The following is a 15,554-nucleotide window of genomic DNA, read 5'->3' as shown; positions in this document are numbered from 1 at the left end:
GAACGACCGTCACCGCGCTCGCGAGAAAGCCATAGCGTCCTGAACATGTGAAAGCCGTGCTCGGGTTGGGGGACCGCAATGACCGGTTACACCGTCGCGCCCGCGACGTTGACGAAGGCCGCTGACGCCGCGGCTCAGGTGTTCGACATGGTCAACAAGGACGGGCGCATCGTCGACGACACCAACAACGCCACCGCCGCCGCGCTGTCCCAGGAACAGTTCCAGCTCGGCAAGGCGCTCAAGACCGCGGCCGACCTGTGGTACCAGCAGATGAGCACGCTCATCCGCGCGGTCAACACCATCGAGCAGAACCTCAACGCCAACGCCCACGACTACCGGGCGCAGGAGAAGCGGACCGAGACGGTCATGCGGGAAATAGGCAACCACTTCGAGTGAGGAGCGTGTCGTGTTGAGCTACGACAGCCTCTACCACGCGCCGACCGACAAGATGACGGCCAACGTGGCGGAGTGGACCGAGATGATCGGGAAGCTCGCCCGGGCGAAGGGGGAGTTCGCCGACCGCGTCGCGGCGCCGCTCACGTCGTCGAGCTGGTCCGGCGACGCCGCCACGCTCTCGATGGGCTTCGTCGCCGAGACCGGGAAGGAACTCGACGACGCGATCAGGCAAGCGACCGGGATCCGCGACATCCTCAACGAGACCCTCCTCCGCTTCTCCGCGCAGAAGGCGGAGCTGCACCGGATCGCGGACACCGACGCCCCGGCCGCCGACTGCAAGGTCAAGGACGACGGGACGGTCGTCGCCGCGTCGTGGACCGACTTCCTGTCCAACACCCCGATCGGCGACAAGGTGCCCGGCGACGAGGACCTGGAGAAGAAGATCAAGGAGCTGCAGCTCCGCGTCGACCGGGCGCTGGTCAACGCCAGCGAGGCGGACCGGACGGCGGCCGAGGCGCTGGGGACCAACCTCGGTGGGCAGCCGCACAACTTCTCGGCGCCGACCCACACCAACCTCGGGCAGGCGTGGCTGGCGCACAGCCAGGGGAACTTCACCGGGGCGCAGAGCTTCATCTTCGACGAGATGATGCGCAACAAGGACTCCGCGACGGTCGCGAAGATCCGTGAGCTGCTCGCGAGCGGGAGCGCGGTGGACCGCGCGCACGCCATGGCGCTGTGGGGCGCCAAGGTCGCACCGAACATGGCATGGGACCACAAGCCGATCCTCGAGAAGCGCCTCGGGCTCGACGGGCAGAACGACTACTACTTCAAGGACCCCAACGGAAAGCGTCAGGTCTACTACGACATCTGGTCCAACATCCACTACGGCTACGTCGGCCGCGCGGCCGGGTTCGACCGGTCGGATCTCGACGAGGGCGCTCAGGTGCCGATCATCGCGGGCAAGACCGACCCGGGCGACGTCTACACCGTCAAGGTGGGCATGGACATCTACGACAAGTACGGGCCCAACATCACCGAGCAGCAGTTCCAGCAGGAGGTCAGGAAGGCCCTCGACGAGATGGAACGGCAGAAGATCGGCGGCAAGCTGAAGCCGGCGCCATGACCTCCCCCACCGACGCCAGAAGGAGGCGCGACCATGGTTTCCTTCCAGCAGTTGAAAGACGCCGACCCGGACGGGTTCGCCACCGCCGCCGACGACTGGATGAAGATCGCCAAGGAGGCCGACACGGCCGCCGAGGACATCTACGACCGGGGCGGGAAAGCGCTCAGGGAGAACTGGGCGGACGGCGTCGCGGACCTCGTCGAGGGACACGTCCGCAAGCTCGGCCAGGACTACCAGGCCGCCGGCATGACGATCCGCGGCGTGGTGACCACTTTGGACGGTTTCGCCGACTCCCTGCGCCTGGCCAAACGCAACCTCGAGGACGCGGTCCACTTCGCCACGTCCAGGGGGCTGGCCGTCGACGCGAACGGCAAGGTGACCGTGCCGCAGGGCGCGACGGACCCGCGGACCGCGGACGACGCGAAGCGTGCCGGCTGGCTGATCTGGGACGCGGTCAACGACGCGACCAAGATCGACGAGCAGGCGGCGGCCAGCCTGCGGAAGCTGATCCAGCCCGCGCACATAACCAGGAACCTGTCCCAGCAGGAGCTCGCGGACCAGACCACGAACGGCGCCGTGAAGGCCGCCGGGCACACGAGCCTCAACATGCTCAAGCAGACCATGCCGTTCAACGCGGACAAGCAGACCCAGACCGCCTGGTGGAACTCGCTGACCCCCGCGCAGCGGGACGAGTACATGCGTGCCGCGCCGCTCGAACTGTACGACATGCCGGGAATTCCCGAGCAGACCAAGAAGGAGCTCGCGGGCGACGGTCCGCTGAACCGCATGGAGATGCTGCGGTGGGCCCAGGAGAACGGCAGCAGCACCAACACCGACGTGAAGGGCATGAACAACTGCACCAACTTCGTGTCGCACGCCATGCACGACGGCGGCGGGCTCGACGAGACCGGCAGCTGGAACGAGAAGCGAACCGGCTGGGACCCGACCGGGAAGGTGGATGCCCACCTCGGCAGCCGTGAGTGGCAGCTCGCCAAGGCCCACCACCAGTACGTGCTCGACAACGGCGGCCAGTCCGTGCCGACCGCGCAGGCGCGGCCGGGCGACATCGTCTACCTGAAGGACCAGACCGGGGACATCCACCACACCGCGCTCGTCACGGCCGTCACGCCGGGCGGCGACGTCATGGTCACCCAGCACAACCCGAACCACACCGACGTCAACGTCGTCGACCGCGTGGAAGCCGGCCGGATCTACTCCGGCAACGACGACCAGATCCTCGTCGTCCGTCCCGGTTTCCGCTGATCCACGACACAGACCGCCAGGAGGGGTCATGGAACCGCCCGACATCGACATGAACCCGGAGGGGGTGCGGGGTGTCGCCGCACAGCTGCGGGAGAGCGCGGACACGGCGAAGGACCGAATGGGCTCGCTGTTCCACAGCGGCAACGAGGCGAGCGCGGCGCACGCGGGGTGGGAGACCGCCGCGGCGCTGCGGGAGTGCGGTCACACGTGGTGGAAGGAGCTGACCACGCTCGTCGACCAGACCGCGTGGATCGGCTGGCAACTGGACCAGAGCGCGAACGCCACCCAGCAGGTCGACGCCAGGACCAGCGAGAACATGGCCTCGGTCCTGGGCGGCCTCGAGTCGTAGCCTGTGCCCGTGCGTTTCGGGCTGCTGGGACCGCTCGCCGTGTGGACCGACCACGGCGAGCCCGTGACCGTACCTGGCCGAAAGGTGCGGGCACTGCTCGCGAACCTGCTGGTCAACGCGGGTCGCCCGATGTCGGTGGACCGGCTCGTCGAGGACCTGTGGGGCGCGGCGGCGCCCGCCGACCCGACCGCGGCCCTGCACGTCCGGGTCTCGCAGCTGCGGCGGGCGCTGGCGAACGCCGAACCGGGTGGGCGCGAGCTGGTGGTCTCGCAGCCGCCCGGGTACGTGCTGCGGACCGACGCGGTGGACACGGTCCGGTTCGCGGCACTCGTCGAGCGGGCGGGGACCACGGCAGACCCCAGGGCCCGCGCCGGGGTGCTGGCCGAGGCGCTGTCGTTGTGGCGCGGTCCGGTGCTCGCCGACTTCGCCGACGACGAGTTCACCGAGGCCGCCAGAGCCCGCTGGGAGGAGCTTCGCCTGGCCGCCGTGGAGGCACACGCCGAGGCCCGCCTCGCGCTGGGAGAACACCGCGAGCTGGTCGGCGAGCTCGGCGAGCAGGTGGCAGGTCATCCGTACAGGGAACGGTTGCGAGCCGCTCACATGCGGGCCCTGCACCGCGCGGGCCGGACCGGCGAGGCACTGGACAGCTTCCAGTCGTTGCGCCGCGGCCTCGCCGACGAGCTGGGCCTGGACCCCGGACCTGAGCTGACCGCGCTGCACCAGGCCATGCTGTCGGGCGACCCGGCTGAGGACGCGCCGTCCCCGGCCCCGCGTCCGATGCGGCGCACGACCAACCTGCCCGCGCCGGTGACCGAGCTGATCGGCCGCGAGCACGCGATCGCACGCGTGCGGGAGCTGCTGACGGGCAGCCGCCTGGTCACGCTGACCGGGCCGGGCGGTGTCGGCAAGACGAGCGTGGCCGGTGCCGTCGCGCTCGCCGCGGCCGAGGTGTTCCCGGACGGCGCCTGGCTGATCGACCTGACCACCTGGGACGGCTCCGGTGACCTCGGCGAGCTGGTCCTGTCCGTGCTGTCGATCCCGGGCGCGCAGCAGCCCGCCTCCGCGCTGCGTGAGCACCGGACGCTGCTGGTGCTGGACAACTGCGAGCACGTGCTCGACCCCGTCGCGGACCTGCTCGGGACGCTGCTGCCCGCCGCATCCGGCGTGCGCGTGCTGGCCACGAGCCGCGAACCGCTGCGGCTGCGCGGTGAGGCGCGTTTCGACCTGCCGCCGCTGGACGTTCCCGATACCGATGACCCGGAACGGCTGGCACACACCGCCGCCGTGCGGTTGTTCCTGGTCAGGGCGGGTCTGACGGCCGACCCCGAGGTGACCACCGGGGTCGCGGAGATCTGCAGGCGGCTCGACGGGCTGCCACTCGCGCTGGAACTGGCGGCGACCCGCGTGCCCGCGCTGGGCGTGGCCGACCTGGCGGCCCGGCTGCAGGTACCCCACGACCGGTTCGGGCTGCTCGGCGCGGGCCCGCGGGACGCCCCGGCACGGCAGCGCACGCTCGCGGCCGTGATCGACTGGAGCTGGCAGCTGCTCACGGACGACGAGCGGACCGTGCTGCGGCGGCTGGCCGTCCACGTCGGCGGCTGCACCCTGGCCGCCGCCGAGGCCGTCTGTGCCGTGGACGGAGTGCTGGACCTGCTGTCCGGGCTCGTGGACCGCTCGCTGGTGGCCCGTGTCGACGGGTCCCGGTACCGCCTGCTCGAGTCAGTACACGCGTACTGCGTCGACCGGCTGCGGGACGCGGGCGACGAGGAGGAGGTGCGGCGCAGGCACGCCGACCACTACCTGGCGCTCGCGGAGCAGGCGGAGCTGCGTGGCCCCGGTCAGCGGGAGTGGCTGCGCAGACTGGACGCCGAGGCCGCGAACATGCGGACGGCGCTGGACACGTTCCGGCGTGCCGGTGCCGCCGCGGCGGCGTTGCGGCTGACCACGGCCCTCGGCTGGTACTGGCTGCTGCGCGGCAGGCTCGTCGAGGGGCGGCGGATGCTGGCGACCGCGCTGGAGATCACGGGCGACGCGCCGACCGAGGTCCGGGCCGCGGCCGAGTTCCTGCACGCGGGCATGACGATCCGGCAGGGCCAGGCGAGCCCGGAACTGGCGGCGGAGGCGCTGCGGACGTACGAGAAGGTGGCGAGCCCGGTCGAACTGGCCGGTGCGCGGTGGTTTCTGGCCGCGACGATCATCGACTTCGGGGACACCGCCCTGACCGGCGAGCTGCTGGCCCAGGCCCTGGACGTGTTCCGTGACGCGGGCGACCGCTGGGGTGAGGCGGCGGTGCTGAGCACCCGCGCCATGCTCGCACACATGCGGGCCGACCCGGTCGCGCTGGAACAGGACGCCCGCCGCAGCGCCCAGTTGTTCGGCGCGCTGGGCGACGACTGGGGTGTCCTTCAGGCGACGGACTGGCTGATCGGGCTGGCCGACATGACCGGCGACCACGCGGAGGCGGAGCGGCTGAGCCGCGAAGGCCTGCGGATCGCCGAGGACCTCGGGCTGTGGGCGGACGTGGCGGGCAGGCTTTCGTGGCTCGCCTGGACCGCGGTGCAGACGGCGGACTACGCGGCCGCTCAGGAGTACGCGGCGCAGGCCCGCAAGCTGACGATCGAGCAGGAGCAGCGGGTCGGCGAGGTGTTCGCGACGATCAGCCTCGCGTTCGCCGCCCGCCGCGCCGGTGAGCCGGACGTGGCGGAGGAGCACCTGCGATGGCTGTTGTCGACGGCGCGGGAGCAACAGTCCGACGAGGGCAACCCGCCGTACCTGACGATGGTGCTCGTCGAGCTGGGCCTGCTGGCCGAGCAGCGGGCGCGCCGGCCCTGGCGTTGCGGTGGCACGGTGAGGCCTTCGACGTCTACCGGGACCAGAACGCGCCGCACGGCATGGCCCAGGCGCTGACGGGCATGGCCGGGGCGCTCGTGCTGGACGACCGTGCCGCCGTCGCCGCCCACCTGCTCGGCGCCGCCGCGACCGCACGCGCGGACCAGCCGCTGTCCACGGCGGATCGCAGCGAGCTGGACCGCGTCACCTCGACGGTCCAGCTCGCCGACCCCCAGTTCGACCACCACTTCGCACGCGGTTCCGAACTCACGCCGCAGGAGGCGGTGGCTTACTTGGGTGCGTAGATGTGGACGACGATCCCCGACTCGAACCGGTTGATGTCGGCGAGCTTCAGGTGGGTCGTGTCGAACCCGGCACCCTCGAACAGGTGCTTGCCCGCGCCGACGACGACCGGGAAGTACCAGAAGTGGAACTCGTCGACGAGGCCGTGCTCGACGAGCGTGCGGTCCAGCTCGCCGGTGCCGTACTTGAGGATGTTCCCGCCGGGCTGCTCCTTGAGCTTCGCGACCTCCTCGGCGACGTCGGCCCCCAGCAGCGTGGCGTTCCAGGTGGTCTCGGTCAGCGTCCGCGACGCGACGTACTTGGGCATCGCGTTCATGACGTCGGCGAACGGCCCCTCCTGGGCGCTCCACGCCTCGGCGAAGCCCTCGTAGGTGGCCCGGCCGAGCAGCATGGCGTCGACGCCCTCCATGAGCTTGGCGGCGTAGCCGTTGTGGTCGGCGTCCCAGTACGGCTGGCCCCAGCGCTGCGGCTCGGCCCGCGAGGCGGTGGACGGCCGGGTGTCGTCGATGACCCCGTCGAGCGAGACGAACGTGCTTTCGATGATCTTGCGCATTTCGGTGCTCCCTTGCTCTGTGGTGGCACCAGCTTGCGGCCCGTCCCTTACGGTTTCCTTTCGACGGCGGCCGCGATGGCGTAAGCGCAGGTCAACGCCTCGTCGTGGGTGGTGTCGACCTCCAGGTCGTAGGAGACCCCCTTGTGAACCAGCTCCGCCTGGGCGGCCGCCATGCCCGCCACCCGGTCACCGCGCGCGGTCTCCCGCCCGGCCGCGACCTCGGGCGCGCACCGGACCCCGACCCAGAGCACGTCGACACCGTCCAGCGCGTCCCGCCACCGGCGCTGCGACTCGGCCTGCCCGAGGAACACCTCGTCGACGATGACCCGCGCGCCCGCGCGCACCATGGCCGCGATCCCGGCGATCCAAGTCGCCTCCAGCGCACGGAACTCGTGGCCGACGTGCACCCCGCCGTCATCGGCGACGTCGATCCCGTCGGTCGAGGCCCGCATGGCGGCGGGCAACGCGTCGACGAACGTGTCCACGCTGAGGGAGAGCCACGGATCCGGCAGGACGGCCTGCAGACACCGCGCGATGCCGGACTTGCCGGAACTGGACCCGCCGTTGAGCACGATCACCTGTGTCACGCGGCCACAGTAGAGGTCAGTCGCGCAGCTCGATCGTGCGGCATTGCGGCTCTGAGCTGCTTATTTGCGCTGAGCTGTGTGAACCTGGCCTGGTCCCGGCCCGCTCCCTCGTAACCGGCCGACGAATTGCGGGCCCGTCGCGGAGGGCCGTGAGGCCTCCGAACCGGCGTTGGACAGCCGAGTCCCTGATGTCGAGGAAGGCTGCCCAACGACCGCGATCGTCGACAGAGCGTCACAGACGGCTCGGCCAGCGCCGGTGTACCGAAACCGTCCTCTCGCTGCGGTTTCGGGCCTGACGCTGGCCGAGGAGTCTTTACTCAGCGTGACTGATTTAGTCCCTGAGTTCCATCGTGCAGCACTTGGGGCCGCCGCCGGACTTGCGGAGTTCCGAGATGTCCACGAACGTCGGCTCGTAGCCCGCGTGCACCAGGCGTTCGGCCAGGTGGGTGGCCTCGATCGGGAGGACCACGTTGCGGCCGTCGGAGACACCGTTCAGGCCGAGGCACTCCGCGTCCGCCGCGTTGGCGATGATCGCGTTGGGGAACAGGCGGGCCAGCACGCGCTGCGAGCCGGGCGAGAACGCCTCCGGGTAGTACGCGATGTGGTCGTCGGACAGCACGAACAGCGCCGTGTCGAGGTGGTAGAAGCGCGGGTCCACCAGCTGCAGCGACACCACGGGCACGCCCAGGACTTCCTGCGCCTCCCCGTGTGCGCGCGGGTCGGTGCGGAAGCCGGTGCCCGCCAGCAGCAGCGTGCCGGTCCACGCGAAGTCGCCCTCGGCCTCGTTGACGGCGGTCGGCATGACCACGTCGCGGTAGCCGTGGTCGAGGAACCAGCGGCGGTAGTGGTCGGCCTCGGCGGTGCGCTGCGGGTTGCGGAAGCGGGCGCCGAGCACGCGGCCGTCGACGACGGTGCCGGAGTTGGCGGCGAACACCATGTCGGGCAGGCCGGGGACCGGGGTGATGGTGTCCACGCGGTGGCCCAGCTCGCGGTAGGTGTCGGCGAGCTCGGTCCACTGCTTGACGGCGAGCTCGGCGCTGACCGGTTCGTCCGGGTTCATCCACGGGTTGATCGAGTACTCCACGGTGAAGTACTTCGGCTCGCACATCAGGTAGCGGCGCGGCGTCGGCTCGCGTCGGGAGGTGCCCGTCATGATGCACATTGTGCGGTCGCGGCCGACCATCGATCAATGTCGCAATGGCACCCTCAAAGCGGCAGAATGTTGCGTGTGGACACGATAGATCAGCGAATCATTTCGCAACTGGTGTCGGACGCGCGCAGTAGCTACTCCGAGATCGGAAAGGTCGTCGGACTGTCGGCACCAGCCGTGAAGCGACGAGTGGACCGGCTGCTCGACGCGGGCGTGCTGCGCGGCTTCACGGCCGTGGTCGACCCGGAGGCGCTCGGCTGGGGCACGGAGGCGTTCGTCGAGGTGCACTGCATCGGCAACGTCACGCCGGACCGCATCCGCGCACGGCTGCTGCCGCTGCCGGAGGTCGTCGCGGCGTACACGGTGTCCGGCGCGGCGGACGCGATCGTCCACCTGCGCGCGGCGAACATCCACCACCTCGAGGACGCCCTCGAACGACTTCGCGCGGTCGACATGATCGACCGGACGGTGTCGACGGTCGTGCTGTCGACGCTGCTGGAACGCCCACCAGCCCCCGACGTCAGCTGATGCCCTGAAAGATGCTTTCAGGGCATCGAGCGCCTCGTCCGGGGCTACTGTCCCGACCATGTCTGTTCTGCTTGACCGGCGTGACGGGGTCGGGGTCATCACCATCAACCTTCCCGAACGGCGGAACTCGCTCACCCTGCCGATGTCCGCGCAGCTCGTCGAGCACGTCCGCACCTGCGAGCAGGACGAGAACACCCACGCCATCGTGGTCACCGGCGCCCCGCCCGCCTTCTGCGCGGGCGCCGACCTCACCGCGCTGGGGGAAGCACAGGAGGAAGGCCTCCGGGCCATCTACGCGGGCTTCCTGGCCGTGGCCGCCGCCTCCCTGCCCACCGTCGCCGCCGTCGACGGGCCCGCGGTCGGCGCGGGCCTGAACCTCGCGCTCGCGTGTGACGTTCGGCTCGTCGGGCCGAAGGCGCGGTTCGACGCGCGGTTCCTCCAGCTCGGGATCCACCCCGGTGGTGGGATGACGTGGCTGTCGCAGCGGCTCGTCGGGCCGCAGACGGCCGCCGCGATGACGCTGTTCGGGCAGGTGCTCGACGCGGACGAAGCCGTCCGGACCGGGCTCGCGTTCCGGCAGGTGGACGACGTCGTCGCCGCGTCGGTCGAGTTCTGCGGAGCCGCCGCCAAAGCTCCGCGCGACCTCGTGGTGGCCACCAAGCGCACCCTGCGGACGACGGCCACCTACCATCGACATGAGGACGCCGTGGAGACTGAGCTCGTCGCACAGGTGGCGTCGATGGAGACCCCCGCGTTCGCCGAGCTCCTGTCCGCCATGCGGGAACGGATATCCCGCCAGGCGTGACCCGGCTTCCACCATGTGGAAAGCCGGACTGTGACGTCCAACGCGAATACCCTGTGCACCAGGGAAACCTTGAGTTAGGCACGACTACCCTTACAGACAGGCACGCAGTCGTGCGAGAGAGGGACCACCAGAGCATGAGCACCAGCGTCAACGGGGGCGGTCGGGCCACCCAGGTCACCAAGCTCGACCGGGTCGTGATCAGGTTCGCCGGCGACTCGGGTGACGGTATGCAGCTCACCGGTGACCGGTTCACCTCCGAGGCCGCCGCGTTCGGCAACGACCTCGCCACGCTGCCCAACTTCCCCGCCGAGATCCGCGCACCAGCAGGCACGCTGCCCGGCGTGTCGTCGTTCCAGCTGCACTTCGCGGACTACGACATCCTCACGCCCGGCGACCGGCCGGACGTGCTCGTCGCCATGAACCCGGCGGCGTTGAAGGCCAACATCGGCGAGCTGCCTGTTGGCGGCATGCTGATCGTCAACACCGACGAGTTCTCGAAACGCAACCTGAGCAAGGTCGGCTACGACGCGAACCCGCTCGAGGACGACTCGCTGTCCAACTTCCAGGTGCACAAGGTCGCCATGGCCACCCTCACGCAGGGTGCGCTGGAGGGCACGGGTCTGTCGAAGAAGGACGCCGAGCGGAGCAAGAACATGTTCGCGCTCGGCCTGCTCTCCTGGATGTACCACCGGCCCACCGAGGGCACGGAACGGTTCCTGCGCGAGAAGTTCGCCCGCAAGCCCGACATCGCCGAGGCCAACGTCCTGGCCTTCCGCGCGGGCTGGAACTACGGCGAGACCACCGAGGCGTTCGCCGTCACCTACGAGGTGCCGCCCGCCGAGTTCCCCGCCGGCACGTACCGCCAGATCACCGGCAACGCGGCGCTCGCGTACGGGATCGTGGCGGCCGGGCAGTGCGCGAAGCTGCCGGTGCTGCTGGGCGCGTACCCGATCACGCCGGCGTCGGACATCCTGCACGAGCTGTCCAGGCACAAGAACTTCAACGTCACGACCGTGCAGGCCGAGGACGAGATCGCGGGCATCGGCACGGCGCTCGGCGCGTCCTACGGCGGCTCGCTCGGCGTCACGACCACGTCCGGGCCCGGCATCGCGCTGAAGTCCGAGACCATCGGCCTCGCGGTGATGTCCGAGCTGCCGCTGCTCATCATCGACGTGCAGCGCGGCGGGCCGTCGACCGGTCTGCCGACCAAGACCGAGCAGGCCGACCTGCTGCTGGCCATGTTCGGCCGCAACGGCGAGTCGCCGGTGCCGATCGTCGCGCCTCACTCCCCCGGCGACTGCTTCGACGCGGTCCTCGAGGCGACGCGGATCGCGCTGAAGTACCGGACGCCCGTCATGCTGCTGTCGGACGGCGCCATCGCGAACGGCTCCGAGCCGTGGCTCATCCCGCGGGCCGAGAACCTGCCGGACCTGTCGGTGGAGTTCGCGTCCGAGCCGAACGCGCTCGACGGCAGCGACGAGCACTGGCCGTACGTCCGCGACACCGAGACGCTCGCCCGCGAGTGGGCCATCCCGGGCACACCCGGTCTGCAGCACCGCATCGGCGGGCTGGAGAAGGCCGACGGCAAGGGCAACATCTCCTACGACCCGGACAACCACGACCGCATGGTCCGGCTGCGCCAGGCGAAGGTCGACGGCATCGACGTGCCGGACCTCGAGGTCGACGACCCGACCGGCGACGCGCGGGTGCTGGTGCTCGGCTGGGGCTCCAGCTACGGGCCGATCGGCGCGGGCGTCCGGCGGGTGCGTGGGCAGGGCATGGCGATCGCGCAGGCGCACCTGCGGCACCTCAACCCGTTCCCGGCGAACCTGGGCGAGGTGCTGGCGCGTTACGACCGGGTCGTCGTGCCCGAGATGAACATGGGACAGCTGGCGCTCCTGTTGCGCGGCAGGTACCTCGTGGACGTGCAGTCGTACACGAAGGTCGCCGGGCTGCCGTTCAAGGCCGAGGAGCTGCAGCACGTCTTCACCGAACACGTTGAAGGGGTTCGAGCATGACCGCGGTCGATCTGGGGCTCCCGTCGCTCGGGGGGCTGGACCTTGTCCCCACCGACGACGCGCCGCAGAAGGCGAAGGATTTCAAGTCGGATCAGGAAGTGCGCTGGTGCCCGGGCTGCGGGGACTACGTGGTGCTCAACGCCATGCAGTCGTTCCTGCCCACCCTCGGCCTCAAACGCGAGAACATCGTGTTCATCTCCGGTATCGGGTGCTCCTCACGATTCCCGTACTACATGAACACCTACGGCATGCACTCCATCCACGGCCGCGCCCCGGCGATCGCGACCGGGCTCGCCGTGACGCGCGAGGACCTGTCGGTGTGGGTCGTCACCGGTGACGGCGACGCGCTCTCCATCGGCGGCAACCACCTGATCCACGCGTTGCGCCGCAACGTGAACCTCAAGATCCTGCTGTTCAACAACCGGATCTACGGGCTCACCAAGGGCCAGTACTCCCCCACCTCGGAGACCGGCAAGCTCACCAAGTCCACGCCCATGGGCTCGCTGGACCACCCGTTCAACCCGCTCTCGCTGGCCATCGGCGCCGAAGCCACCTTCGTGGCCCGCACGCTGGACAACGACCGCGCCCAGCTGACCTCGATCCTCACCGCCGCCGCCCAACACCGCGGCTCCGCACTCGTCGAGATCTACCAGAACTGCCCCATCTTCAACGACGGCGCCTTCGACGTCCTCAAAGAACCCGGCGAAAAAGAACAACGCCTCATTCCCCTGGAGGACGGCAAGCCGGTCCGGTTCGGACCCGAGGGCGAGTTCGGTGTGGTGCGGACCGACTTCGGTGGGTTCGAGGTGGCGAAGGTCAGCGAGGTCGGCGAGGACCGGGTCGTGGTGCACGACTCGTCGATCGACGACCCGTCGTACGCGTTCGCGCTGTCGCGGCTGTCGACGCAGGACCTGGCCCACACGGTCACCGGCGTCTACCGGAACGTGCAGCGGCCGACCTACGACGACCTGGCCCGCCACCAGGTGACCACGGCCGCGGAGACGAAACCGCCGAACCTGCAGGCGTTGCTCAACGGCAACGACACCTGGACGGTCGGATAGCGGAAAGGCCCGGGAAGTTCCCGGGCCTTTCGCTTGTCACTTCTTCGCCGCCGCGCGTTTCTTGTGGTCCCACGCCTGGAAACCGGCGCTCTCGGCATCGGCCTCGCTCTTGAACCACACGTCGGCCTTCGTGCGGCCGAAGTACGGCGACTTCTCGCTGTGGAACAACTTCGAGGACTCCTTGGCCTTCACCGCGAACTCCGCCGACGGCGCGGCGCCGTCGGCGGCGGGCTTCGCGGACCCGGGGCCGTAGGGGCCACCGGCCGCCGTCAGCTCGGCGGTGATGGCACCCTCGTCGAGGGTGCTGAGCGCCGGACCCGCGGGCGTGGCCTTGTCGGGCTCCTCGGCCGCGACGTCCTCGTTCGCCACAACCGTTTCCGGCTCGTCGACCACCTCGTCGACCGCCGAAACGGTTTCCGGCGCGGCCTCCGCGACCGGCTCCTCGGCGACCGGTGCCACCTCGGGCTCGGCCTGCTCGACCGCGGGCTCCTCGGTGGCGACTTCCTCAGTGGCGACTTCGGCGGCGGTCTCCTCGGTGGCGGCTTCCTCGGTCGCCGCAACCGTTTCTGCTTCCGCCTTCGCCGCGTCCGCGGCCGCGGACTTGGCGTTCTCCGTCGCGGCTTCCTCCGCCGCCTCGGCCTTCTCGTCCGGCTCGGTCGTGGTGGCCACCGTGGCGGGTGCCGTCGCGGTGGTGTCCTTGGCCTGCTTGCTGCCGCCGATCGACTTCAGCTTCCCGATGAGCTGTTTCAACCACTTCACGGCGTCTGCCTCCTCGCGGATGACGCGGTAACGATCACCGATAGGCGAGAACAATAGGGCAACCGCGAAACCGGTCGATGACCGGCTGTCAAGTCAGCCCGTCAAGTTACGGTCAAAACTCAGCCAACGGGGCGGAATCCCACCCGTTCGGCGTCGGCTGCCGTGCGGAACCAGACCTCGGCGACAGTACGGCCGAACTGCGGTGACTCCGGCGTGCAGTACCGCAACGCGGCGACGCTGGCCTTGATCGTGAACTCCGGCGACGGCGATGCCCCACCCGGCAACGGCATCGCGGAGCCGGGACCGAACGGGCCACGGCCACCGCCGCTCCCCTGCCGCAGACGGTGCGGGGGCGGCGGAGTGGACGTGCCTTCGTCGGCGGCCGGGACGATCGGTTCGAACAGCGACCTCGGCGAGTCCGGCACCTCGTCGACGGCGGCGGCCGCCGCCGGAGCGGGCTCCGGAGCCGGCTCCGGGGTCGACGAGGGCTGCACCCCGAACGGCACCTGGTGCCTCGGCTTGCCGGGCACCCGCTTGGGCAGCGCGGACGCGCTCGGCGTTGGTTCGACTCGCACCGCCACCCCCGGTGTGATCCTGTTCTGCTTCGGCACCCGACGCGGGAGATCGCTCGCGGGCTTCTCGGTGACCGCCGCGACGACCTCCGTCCGCTCCTGCGGGAGCTCCGGGGCCGACGCTACCTCGGGTTCGGGCTCGACCAGTGCGTGCGACGCGCCGGTGGTCTCGACTTCCTGCGCGGGCGGCGGCACGACCGGTGCCACCGGCTCGGACTCGACGGTCCGCTCGTACTTGGCGACCTCGTCACCCGGTTCGTCGGCGAGGTCGTCGACCAGCCCGTCGTCCGTGCTCTCCGCGTAGGTGCTCTCGGCCTCCGCACGCTCCGCCTTGCCCGCCTCGTCGATCTGGCGGATCAGCTCGCCGGGGATCGGGTGCGTGCGCTGGGTGAAGACGGTGCCGCCGGAGTCGTCCTCGATGGCGGACCGCGGCTCCGCCGGCTCCTGGGCGTCGAGCGCGTCGCCGATGGCGTCCACGTCGTCGTCGACGAGCCGCGAGTCGTTCAGCTCCAGCGACTCGTCCAGCTGGTGGCGGTTGCGGGGCAGCGCGGGCTGCTCCTCCGGCGCCTGGTTGGCGGCGTCGCCCTCCAGCTCGTCGTCGAACCAGCCGCGGTCCGACGGCGGCGGCGACATCGACGGCACCTCGGGCGGCGCGGTCAGCGAACCCGCGGACACGTCGAGGTACTGGGTGGCGGCCGCGCTCGGCCCGCTCTGGGTCACCTCGGCGCCCGGCTCCGGCGGTGCGGAGAGACCGCTGAACGTCGTCGTCTGCGCCGTTTCGGGCGCGTGCTCGGGCGGCAGCGGCGCGAAGTCGCGGCCGGGGCTGCCGGGCTCCGGTTCCTCGTACCGCCCCAGCGGATCCCGCTCAGGCGGCAGCGGAGGGTTGTCGCGCAGCGCGTAGGAACGCGTGAGGTACTCGGAGTCCTCGCCGACAGGCCGGTCGCTGAGCCCGGGCACCAGGGAACGGGAGAACTCGGCCTCCTCGTCGTGTCGGCGCCGGGGCGGCTCCGGGTGCTCGACGGCCGACTGACGGCGCGCTCGCGTGGCGAGCTGGGCCTCCAGCTCACCGACGCGGCTGCGGGCCGGGCGGGCCACCAGCAACCAGCAGAGCACTGCGCCGAGCAGGAAGGCCAGTGAGCTCCACAACCAGACCTGGCCAAAGATCGGCATCGATCGAACTCCCTCCGCGCACCGCGCGAACGCATAGCAGGGCGGCCCTCAGGCTACTGCGGCTGGACGAGCCGCAAGAACCACCCGG

Annotated in this window: 15 protein-coding genes; 10 read left to right on the top strand and 5 right to left on the bottom strand. The window is 70.4% G+C overall.

The window, feature by feature from the left end:
- The first annotated feature begins 78 nt into the window (after positions 1 to 78).
- From ACIBVP_RS28785 to ACIBVP_RS28760, 6 genes are read left to right on the top strand one after another with little or no spacing between them, the layout of a single operon-like run.
- Entirely contained in the window at positions 79 to 396 is a 318-nt protein-coding gene (locus tag ACIBVP_RS28785) for a hypothetical protein (protein WP_396109479.1), read from the top strand.
- A 10-nt stretch (positions 397 to 406) separates the two neighbouring features.
- Positions 407 to 1,519, top strand: coding sequence for a polymorphic toxin type 44 domain-containing protein (locus ACIBVP_RS28780; protein WP_396109478.1), 1,113 nt, complete (start codon positions 407 to 409; stop codon positions 1,517 to 1,519).
- Between the two features lie 33 nt (positions 1,520 to 1,552).
- On the top strand, positions 1,553 to 2,782 hold the full coding sequence (locus ACIBVP_RS28775) for an amidase domain-containing protein (RefSeq protein WP_396109477.1): 1,230 nt from the start codon (positions 1,553 to 1,555) through the stop codon (positions 2,780 to 2,782).
- A gap of 28 nt (positions 2,783 to 2,810) precedes the next feature.
- Positions 2,811 to 3,131, top strand: coding sequence for a hypothetical protein (locus ACIBVP_RS28770; protein ID WP_396109476.1), 321 nt, complete (start codon positions 2,811 to 2,813; stop codon positions 3,129 to 3,131).
- A 9-nt stretch (positions 3,132 to 3,140) separates the two neighbouring features.
- Positions 3,141 to 6,038: a BTAD domain-containing putative transcriptional regulator gene (locus ACIBVP_RS28765; RefSeq protein ID WP_396109475.1), complete on the top strand. Its 2,898-nt coding sequence runs from the start codon at positions 3,141 to 3,143 to the stop codon at positions 6,036 to 6,038.
- Entirely contained in the window at positions 6,023 to 6,265 is a 243-nt protein-coding gene (locus ACIBVP_RS28760; RefSeq protein ID WP_396109474.1) for a hypothetical protein, read from the top strand. Before ACIBVP_RS28765 ends, ACIBVP_RS28760 begins: the two co-directional genes overlap by 16 nt.
- Here ACIBVP_RS28760 and ACIBVP_RS28755 read toward each other — a convergent pair.
- The 3 genes from ACIBVP_RS28755 to ddaH form a co-directional block, all read right to left on the bottom strand.
- Positions 6,250 to 6,816, bottom strand: coding sequence for a dihydrofolate reductase family protein (locus ACIBVP_RS28755; RefSeq protein ID WP_396109473.1), 567 nt, complete (start codon positions 6,814 to 6,816; stop codon positions 6,250 to 6,252). The two genes, ACIBVP_RS28760 and ACIBVP_RS28755, sit on opposite strands and share 16 nt — an antisense overlap.
- A gap of 47 nt (positions 6,817 to 6,863) precedes the next feature.
- Complete coding sequence (gene cpt / locus ACIBVP_RS28750) at positions 6,864 to 7,403, bottom strand: chloramphenicol phosphotransferase CPT (RefSeq protein WP_396109472.1); 540 nt, start codon at positions 7,401 to 7,403, stop codon at positions 6,864 to 6,866.
- 331 nt (positions 7,404 to 7,734) lie between these two features.
- Positions 7,735 to 8,556 (bottom strand): dimethylargininase, encoded by an 822-nt coding sequence (ddaH, locus tag ACIBVP_RS28745; protein WP_396109471.1) that lies wholly within the window; start codon positions 8,554 to 8,556, stop codon positions 7,735 to 7,737.
- A 75-nt stretch (positions 8,557 to 8,631) separates the two neighbouring features.
- Here ddaH and ACIBVP_RS28740 point away from each other — a divergent pair, with 75 nt between their 5' ends.
- From ACIBVP_RS28740 to ACIBVP_RS28725, 4 genes are all read left to right on the top strand, one after another.
- Positions 8,632 to 9,081: an Lrp/AsnC family transcriptional regulator gene (locus tag ACIBVP_RS28740; RefSeq protein WP_396109470.1), complete on the top strand. Its 450-nt coding sequence runs from the start codon at positions 8,632 to 8,634 to the stop codon at positions 9,079 to 9,081.
- A 58-nt stretch (positions 9,082 to 9,139) separates the two neighbouring features.
- Positions 9,140 to 9,886, top strand: coding sequence for an enoyl-CoA hydratase (locus tag ACIBVP_RS28735; RefSeq protein WP_396109469.1), 747 nt, complete (start codon positions 9,140 to 9,142; stop codon positions 9,884 to 9,886).
- A gap of 134 nt (positions 9,887 to 10,020) precedes the next feature.
- Positions 10,021 to 11,904 (top strand): 2-oxoacid:acceptor oxidoreductase subunit alpha, encoded by a 1,884-nt coding sequence (locus ACIBVP_RS28730; protein ID WP_396109468.1) that lies wholly within the window; start codon positions 10,021 to 10,023, stop codon positions 11,902 to 11,904.
- The gene (locus ACIBVP_RS28725; RefSeq protein ID WP_396109467.1) at positions 11,901 to 12,965 is read left to right on the top strand and encodes a 2-oxoacid:ferredoxin oxidoreductase subunit beta; all 1,065 of its coding nucleotides are present in this window, start codon (positions 11,901 to 11,903) and stop codon (positions 12,963 to 12,965) included. Before ACIBVP_RS28730 ends, ACIBVP_RS28725 begins: the two co-directional genes overlap by 4 nt.
- A gap of 36 nt (positions 12,966 to 13,001) precedes the next feature.
- Here the strand turns inward: ACIBVP_RS28725 and ACIBVP_RS28720 are convergent, their stop codons facing one another.
- Positions 13,002 to 13,724 (bottom strand): hypothetical protein, encoded by a 723-nt coding sequence (locus ACIBVP_RS28720; protein WP_396109466.1) that lies wholly within the window; start codon positions 13,722 to 13,724, stop codon positions 13,002 to 13,004.
- 119 nt (positions 13,725 to 13,843) lie between these two features.
- Positions 13,844 to 15,466, bottom strand: coding sequence for a hypothetical protein (locus tag ACIBVP_RS28715; RefSeq protein WP_396109465.1), 1,623 nt, complete (start codon positions 15,464 to 15,466; stop codon positions 13,844 to 13,846).
- Positions 15,467 to 15,554: the final 88 nt, after the last annotated feature.

Source organism: Actinophytocola sp. NPDC049390 (genome assembly GCF_044466355.1).
In the GTDB taxonomy this organism is placed as follows: domain Bacteria; phylum Actinomycetota; class Actinomycetes; order Mycobacteriales; family Pseudonocardiaceae; genus Actinophytocola.
This window is presented reverse-complemented; position numbering and strand designations above follow the sequence as displayed.

Coding starts and splice junctions, on each gene's coding strand:
- ACIBVP_RS28785 (WP_396109479.1), top strand. CDS start 79: ATGACCGGTTACACCGTCGCGCCCGCGACGTTGACGAAGGCCGCTGAC.
- ACIBVP_RS28775 (WP_396109477.1), top strand. CDS start 1,553: ATGGTTTCCTTCCAGCAGTTGAAAGACGCCGACCCGGACGGGTTCGCC.
- ACIBVP_RS28770 (WP_396109476.1), top strand. CDS start 2,811: ATGGAACCGCCCGACATCGACATGAACCCGGAGGGGGTGCGGGGTGTC.
- ACIBVP_RS28760 (WP_396109474.1), top strand. CDS start 6,023: ATGGCCCAGGCGCTGACGGGCATGGCCGGGGCGCTCGTGCTGGACGAC.
- ACIBVP_RS28755 (WP_396109473.1), bottom strand. CDS start 6,816: ATGCGCAAGATCATCGAAAGCACGTTCGTCTCGCTCGACGGGGTCATC.
- ddaH (WP_396109471.1), bottom strand. CDS start 8,556: ATGACGGGCACCTCCCGACGCGAGCCGACGCCGCGCCGCTACCTGATG.
- ACIBVP_RS28735 (WP_396109469.1), top strand. CDS start 9,140: ATGTCTGTTCTGCTTGACCGGCGTGACGGGGTCGGGGTCATCACCATC.
- ACIBVP_RS28730 (WP_396109468.1), top strand. CDS start 10,021: ATGAGCACCAGCGTCAACGGGGGCGGTCGGGCCACCCAGGTCACCAAG.
- ACIBVP_RS28725 (WP_396109467.1), top strand. CDS start 11,901: ATGACCGCGGTCGATCTGGGGCTCCCGTCGCTCGGGGGGCTGGACCTT.
- ACIBVP_RS28715 (WP_396109465.1), bottom strand. CDS start 15,466: ATGCCGATCTTTGGCCAGGTCTGGTTGTGGAGCTCACTGGCCTTCCTG.